The 6488-nt window shown below is 72.1% G+C and carries 7 protein-coding genes; 4 read left to right on the top strand and 3 right to left on the bottom strand.

The window, feature by feature from the left end; translation table 11 throughout:
- Positions 1 to 123: 123 nt before the first annotated feature.
- On the bottom strand, positions 124 to 912 hold the full coding sequence (locus tag KME75_RS38960) for a hypothetical protein (protein WP_219419957.1): 789 nt from the start codon (positions 910 to 912) through the stop codon (positions 124 to 126).
- A 299-nt stretch (positions 913 to 1211) separates the two neighbouring features.
- Between KME75_RS38960 and KME75_RS38955 the strand changes: the two genes are divergently transcribed.
- The 3 genes from KME75_RS38955 (at position 1212) to KME75_RS38945 (ending at position 3674) form a co-directional block, all read left to right on the top strand.
- Entirely contained in the window at positions 1212 to 1706 is a 495-nt protein-coding gene (locus tag KME75_RS38955) for an Rv3235 family protein (protein WP_219419956.1), read from the top strand.
- 101 nt (positions 1707 to 1807) lie between these two features.
- Complete coding sequence (locus KME75_RS38950) at positions 1808 to 2110, top strand: hypothetical protein (RefSeq protein ID WP_219419955.1); 303 nt, start codon at positions 1808 to 1810, stop codon at positions 2108 to 2110.
- Positions 2111 to 2753: 643 nt separating this feature from the next.
- Positions 2754 to 3674, top strand: coding sequence for a tetratricopeptide repeat protein (locus KME75_RS38945; RefSeq protein WP_219419954.1), 921 nt, complete (start codon positions 2754 to 2756; stop codon positions 3672 to 3674).
- Positions 3675 to 3756: 82 nt separating this feature from the next.
- Here the strand turns inward: KME75_RS38945 and KME75_RS38940 are convergent, their stop codons facing one another.
- Both KME75_RS38940 and KME75_RS38935 read right to left on the bottom strand, forming a co-directional pair.
- The gene (locus KME75_RS38940) at positions 3757 to 4617 is read right to left on the bottom strand and encodes a CBS domain-containing protein (RefSeq protein ID WP_219419953.1); all 861 of its coding nucleotides are present in this window, start codon (positions 4615 to 4617) and stop codon (positions 3757 to 3759) included.
- Between the two features lie 10 nt (positions 4618 to 4627).
- The gene (locus KME75_RS38935) at positions 4628 to 5320 is read right to left on the bottom strand and encodes a TetR/AcrR family transcriptional regulator (RefSeq protein ID WP_308283464.1); all 693 of its coding nucleotides are present in this window, start codon (positions 5318 to 5320) and stop codon (positions 4628 to 4630) included.
- 184 nt (positions 5321 to 5504) lie between these two features.
- Between KME75_RS38935 and groEL the strand changes: the two genes are divergently transcribed.
- On the top strand, positions 5505 to 6488 hold a 984-nt coding region (gene groEL / locus KME75_RS38930), incomplete at its 3' end, for a chaperonin GroEL (RefSeq protein ID WP_219419951.1).

Raw genomic sequence — 6488 nt, 5'->3', positions numbered from 1 at the left:
CATCCCGACGATCTGCCGACCCTCGTACGATTCGCTCACAGGGGCCTCCTCAAATCGATGGTGTGAGCACCCCGAGCATGAGCCGGGAGTCACGAGGAGCGGAGGCCCCGCTCCTTCATCACATCAGGCCAGGAGCCTCGCCAGGTCGAGTGCCACCGTCTCGGCGTGGTCGATCAGCGCCGTGGCCGTCTGGACGAGCCGCACCGGGCGAGGTCCCAGCGCGCCGTCGCTGTCGAGCCCGAGGTCGAACGTGAAGCCGAAGTCCTGCTTGAGCGCCGGCGGTGGCTCGTCGGCAAACCGCGCCTGCTCAGCGATGGTGAAGATCTCGACGCCCTCCTCGATCCTGATGACGTCCTCGGGCACGAGGCCGATCAGCGGGGCGGCGTCGCCCAGCACGGAGTGACCGAAGCGCAGGTTCACCGTGCCCAGGTACATCCCGAGCGGGATCAAGACCTTGTGCTTATCGTCGATATCCAGGCGGTGCAGCGCCCAGAGCTGGTCGTCGCCCCCGGGGTGCACGGCGCTTGCCATGACGGCCGCTACCGCCGCCGGTGACGCCCCGGCAAGCCGCTTCTTGACCCATTTCGGCCAGTCCGTTGCCTTCTTGGCCGTCGGGAACATCGTCTCCGGCCCGACCGTGCCGCCGGCGTCCTCGACGAGCCGGCACACGACGTGGTCGAGCGCGGTGCGCGCGTTGTGCAGCGCGTCGCCCAGTACCAGGCCGAGATGCTCCGGCGGCTCGGCGCGGACGTGGACGTGGGCCCTGATCGGGCCGCTGTCCGGATCGGCTTCGTGGTAGATCTCGAACGGCTCGCTGTCCATGTAGGCCTTGGCATCGCGCTCGAGCTCGGCGAGGTGCACACGTGCGCGGCCGAGCTTCCCGCGCACGCCAGCGGCGGGATCCTTCTGCACGACCCCATCGTCGTCGACCCAGCAGACGCCCGAGGGTGGGGTCGGCGCTCAAGGCCGCGCGGGCCAAGAGCTTTGACGGACCGCCTGCGGCGGGGGCCTGTCGGCCCTTGGCTTAGCACCGCCTGACTCACCGTCAAGGGCGCTCCGCTGGCGCTCCGCGTCGCTATCGCGACGGCCCTGCGGCCGCCCTTGACGGCGAGCCTCCACGGCCGTGCTGGGGCGCCTTGCGGCGGCGGGGGAACAGCACCCCGCCACCCCAAGGGGGACGGGTCGACAGGCCCAAGGCGTCGGAGGCCAGCATGACCAGCAGCAGCGGGCACAACCGCCGGATCCGTTCGATGGCCTACGAACCGACCGCCGAACCGACCCCGCCGTCGAGGGTGGCATGCCCGCACTGCGGCGCATCGATCACAATCGGGGCCCGCAACCTTGCGCCGGAGCCGTCCGGGGAGGCGCCGGCCGCGCTGGTCGTGGACCTGCCGGACGCCGCGGCGGTGCGGGTCCCGGTGGCGCGGGTACTGCGGCTGATCCTCGAGGTGATCGACGCGCGCCGCCCGGTCGCACAGCTGGACGAGGTGGTTGCGCCATCGGTGCTGCGCTACGCACGCGCGGCCCGGCTGGCCGGGCGGCCGGCGCGGGTGTCGCGGCTGCTGTCGCTTCGGGTGTTCCGCCCGACCGAGCACGCCGCCGAGGCGGCTGCCGTCGTGGCCGTCGAGCAGCGGCGCCGCGCCGTCGCGGCACGCTTCGAGCAGCAGCAGACCGTGTGGCGGTGCGTCGCGCTGCGGATCCTGTGACCGCTGACCGGCACCGGCCCCGGGCGGCGGGCGGTGTGGACAACCGGAGGGCTGTGGATGAACCGTCCATCGCGGGGACTGCGCCAGGCACGATACGTGGCATGCTGACGGACTCTGTCCACCCGACCGTCCCGGAATCGCCTCAACCGCCGGCGGTGGTCGAGCTGCTCAAGCGCGTGGCCGCTGAACGGGGCCTGGACTTCGAACCTGCGCCGGAGGTGGTGGTCGAGGCGCTACCCGCACTGGCCCGGGCTGTTGAGCGCGTGGCCGAGCGGTGCCGCGACGCGCAGGAGCGGCGCTGGCTCGCCGCCGCCCTGGCTGCGCTCGCTCACCATGTTCAAGCCGGCACGCTCCCCGAGGTCCCCGTGGTCCAGCCGGTCGACGACGCACACGGGCCCGGGTGAGCAGCCGTCAAGACTGCGGGGAGGCGCTGGCGCACTCGGCCAAGCCGTGTCCAATGCTGGATCATTCACCGTGGATGCCGTGTCAATCGCGATGACGGCGAAAGTCGGCTGTGCGTCGCCACCGGAGGCAGCACGTCCACGAGCGACGTCTCTCTGACCAGCGTGATCGATCTTGTTGACAGCACCGTGGAGCGCCTGGACGACCGGCAGGAGCGGCGCTGGCTCGCCGCCGCGCTCGCGGCGCTATCCCACCACGTTCAAGGCAGCCGCCGTGCCGGTACGACAGGGGGGCTGTGGGCGCGCATCACGGGCAGGTCGTAGCAACACTGGTGCTCGGCCTGCTGTGGCACCAGATGTGGCACGAAACAGTGTGTACGAGCGTGCTTAGCCGCTACCCGAGAGGGGGCCTTGACGAGCCTTGTCGCCGGTCGAGGCCACCGGCAACACGGAAGGGCTGTCTTACACCCGAGCGGTCGCAGGTTCGAACCCTGCCGCGCCCACCAGGAAACTCACGCGGACGAGCCTCGATGCGGGCCGGCGTGGACGCGTCCGCCGGCACGCTCTGGTGCGGACGGTTGGGCGGTACCGGGCACGGGTCCGGCCCACCAGACTGGGGGATGCCCCGACCCGAAGGACGGTGCCGATGCCCGTGCCGACGCTGGAGTCCGTGCTCTCCCGGGTCGACCGGTACCTCGCGACCGGCGATCGGGCCGCCGTGCTGGGGCCCGGAGTGCTCCCCGACGCGGGCCCCCTGTGGCGGGCGGGCCTGTCCGAGGCCGGGGCGTCGGTGGAGGTGCTCGACGCGCTCGCCCGGCTGCACTGGTGCCGGTACCGGGCCTGCGACGGCAACGACGTGCTCAACGACCTCCAGGCCGCGTTGGTGCTGTTCGCCCGGGTCGGGCAGGTCGACCCGGAGCTCGTGCCCGCGGACCTCCGGCCGATCCTCGCGCGCGGGGTCACGGTCGACCACCAGTTCATCGGGCCGGAGCACTGGGGCCGGGTCGGCATCCGCCTCCTGCGGCAGGCGGAGACGCATCCCGACGTCGCGATCCTCGATCAGGCGGTCGAGATCTTCGAGGGCACGGTCGCCGTCTACCCGCCGAGCCACCCGTTCTGCCCGGGTGACATGCGCAACCTCCGGTACGCGCTGCGGCTGCGGTACGGGATCCGGCGCGACCCGGACGACCGCAGGCGCTCGATCGAGGTGAACCGGGCGTTGCTGCGGGGCAGGTCGCCCGGCGAGCCCGGCGAACCGCTCGGCCCCGACGCTCCGCCCGTGCCTCCGCTGCCACCGAAGGTCGGCCGGTTCCGCGCCGGGCGCGAACTGGAGCGGCGGTTGCAGCGCGTCGCGGAGCTGCACGTCCTCGGACAGTTCGAACTGGCCGAGGACGAGGCGCGGGATCTCCTGCACGTGCTGGAGGACCTGCGTCGCCCGGACGACCCGGTGACAATCCGGCTGATCACCCTGCTCGCGTCGACCCTGGCCGCGCTGGGGGAGTCGGACGACGCGCAGCGGGCGCAGGCCGAGGCGCTCGCGCGGACGCGGCGGGCCACGGGGAGGTAGCCACCCCGCTGTCCCGCGTCGGCGACGAGGGGAGGACGGTTCGAGAAGGCGCCATGGGCGGGAAAGTAGCGGCCGGCACCGATCAGACCAGGTCGCTGCGGCTGAGCACCCCCACCAGCCGGTCGCCGTCGACCACCGGCACCGCGCGCAGGCCTCGGTCGGCGACCAGCGCCCGCGCCTCGCCGACGGTCGCACCGACCTGCACGGTGATCGGCGTCCTCGTCATCACGGCGCTGACCGTGGCGTGCGCGGACCGGCCGGCCAGCGGGTTGGTCAGGATGTCGGCCTCGCTCAGGATCCCGAGCAGCCGGCCCTCGCCGTCGACGACCGGGAGCGCGGTGTGCCGGTGGTGCAGCATCAGCTCCGCGGCCCACGCGACCGGTTCCGCCGAGCCGACCGTGACCACCTGTCGGGTCATCACGTCGCGCACCGGAGTGGCAGCGGTCGGGGCGGGCCCGGCGCGGCGCCCCCGCTGCAGGGCGAACAAGGCGTCGTCCAGCGGCTCTTCCCGGCCCCCGAAGAAGCGTCGCGGGCCGGCCCGGCGGCTGCTCCCGTCGCGGTGTCGCAGCAGGTCACTGCGGGTGATCACGCCGACCAGCTTGCCGCCCTGCACGACCGGCATCACGCGCAGCTCGCCATGGCTGCGCAGGCGCTGCGCCACGACCGCCGCGTTGGCGGTGGCCGACATCGACAGCAAATCGGAGCTCATGATCTCCTCGACGCGAACCCGTCCGTCGGCGGCCGCGCCCTCGGCCCCGTACTCCTCGCGATACCGCAGGACGTCGAGCAGGCTCACGATGCCGACCAACCGGAACGACGCGGAGACCACTGGCAACGCGCTGAAACCGAAGCGGGTCATGCGTTCGACCGCCGCCGATATCGGCTCGTCGGAACGGACGGTGACGACGCGAGCGGTCATGAGGTCTCGAACGAGTCGTGCCATCCGAGCGACGTTAGCGAGTTCCACCGCGCCGTGGCGTCGAACGATGCGGCTGTTCCCTCGGCGCGGGGCCGGCGGCGCGCAGCGCCGGGGCCACGTGCCCGAGTGCCTCGCGCAGGAGGTCGGGGAACGACGCGCGCGGGACGACGAGGAGCAGGTCGCCCGTCGCCTCGCCGCGGTCGGGCGCGGGCCGCAACCACTGCTCGGTGGCGACCCGGGCGGCGGCCGAGACCGCGGCCGCGAGCACCGGGGCCGCGAGGTCGTCGCCGTTGCCGGTGCGGTCCGCGATCGCGGCGGCCAGGGGCTGCTCGATCGCGGCCACCGCGTCGAGGAACTCCGCGCGCAGCCCCGGCGTCGACGTGATCAGCCGGAGCACCTCGCCGCCCGGTTCGCCGTCAGCGATGTACTGCTCCACGACCGCGGCGGTGACGGCGTCGGCGAGCGGCTCGTCGGCCGGCCGGGCGCGTAGCGCCGCGCCGACCCGCAGCGCGCGTTCCGCAGCGACCGCGGCCACGATCGCCTGTTCCCGGCTGGAGAAGTAGTTGTTGTAGGTCCTCGGCGACACCCCCGCGGCCTCGGCGATGTCGTCGACCCGCACGTTCTGCGGTCCGTGCTGCAGCGCGAGGCGCAACGCCGCCGCGCTGAGTGCCTCGCGTGTCGCGGCCTTCTTGCGTTCGCGCAGGCCCGTGCGCTCCCTGTCGGTCACGATGCGATCGTACCCCCCTTCTGCGTACACGCAATTTTGCGTGCACGCAGAAGTGTAGTCTCGCGCCTGGCACTCGACATCCGCGAGTGCCAGCCCCGGGTGATCGGCGCCGGTGAGGACCAAGGTCCGGCCGTCGCGGGCGCCTGCGCCGATCACCCGACACCCGAGGAGAGGACGTTTCGCGATGGCGAAGCAGATCGCGTTCGACGAGGAGGCGCGCCGCGGGCTCGAGCGCGGCATGAACACCCTCGCCGACGCCGTGAAGGTGACGCTCGGCCCGCGTGGCCGCAACGTCGTCCTGGAGAAGAAGTGGGGCGCGCCCACCATCACCAACGATGGTGTGTCGATCGCCAAGGAGATCGAGCTCGAGGACCCCTGGGAGAAGATCGGGGCCGAGCTGGTCAAGGAAGTTGCCAAGAAGACCGACGACATCGCCGGTGACGGCACCACCACCGCCACCGTGCTGGCCCAGGCGCTGGTCCGCGAGGGTCTGCGCAACGTCGCCGCGGGTGCCAACCCGATGGCGCTGAAGCGGGGCATCGAGAAGGCCACCGAGGCCGTGTCGCAGCAGCTGCTCAAGACCGCCAAGGAGGTCGAGACCAAGGAGCAGATCGCGGCCACCGCCTCGATCTCCGCGGCCGACAAGTCCATCGGCGACCTGATCGCCGAGGCCATGGACAAGGTCGGCAAGGAGGGCGTGATCACGGTCGAGGAGTCCCAGACCTTCGGTCTGGAGCTCGAGCTCACCGAGGGCATGCGCTTCGACAAGGGCTACCTGGCCCCGCACTTCGTGACCGACACCGAGCGGATGGAGGTGGTGTTCGACGACCCGTTCCTGCTGTTCGTCGCGGCGAAGATCTCCGCCGTGCGGGACCTGCTGCCCGTGCTGGAGAAGGTGATGCAGGCGGGCAGGCCGCTCGTCGTGATCGCCGAGGACGTCGAGGCGGAGGCGCTCGCGACGCTGCTGGTGAACAAGCTGAAGGGGACGTTCGCTTCGGTGGCGGTGAAGGCGCCGGGCTTCGGTGACCGCCGCGAGGCGACGCTGGCCGACATGGCCATCCTCACCGGAGGCGAGGTCATCTCGGAGAAGGTCGGCCTCAAGCTGGAGAACGCCGACCTGTCGCTGCTGGGCCGCGCCCGCAAGGTCGTGGTGTCCAAGGACGAGACC

The organism is Pseudonocardia nigra, from assembly GCF_019396355.1.
In the GTDB taxonomy this organism is placed as follows: domain Bacteria; phylum Actinomycetota; class Actinomycetes; order Mycobacteriales; family Pseudonocardiaceae; genus Pseudonocardia; species Pseudonocardia nigra.
Note: the sequence above shows the minus strand (reverse complement) of the source record. Positions and strands in the feature narration are given on the sequence as shown.

Excerpts from the sequence above, each read along its gene's own strand:
- KME75_RS38955 (WP_219419956.1), top strand. The coding sequence starts at position 1,212 with ATGACCAGCAGCAGCGGGCACAACCGCCGGATCCGTTCGATGGCCTAC.
- KME75_RS38950 (WP_219419955.1), top strand. The coding sequence starts at position 1,808 with ATGCTGACGGACTCTGTCCACCCGACCGTCCCGGAATCGCCTCAACCG.
- KME75_RS38945 (WP_219419954.1), top strand. The coding sequence starts at position 2,754 with ATGCCCGTGCCGACGCTGGAGTCCGTGCTCTCCCGGGTCGACCGGTAC.
- KME75_RS38940 (WP_219419953.1), bottom strand. The coding sequence starts at position 4,617 with ATGGCACGACTCGTTCGAGACCTCATGACCGCTCGCGTCGTCACCGTC.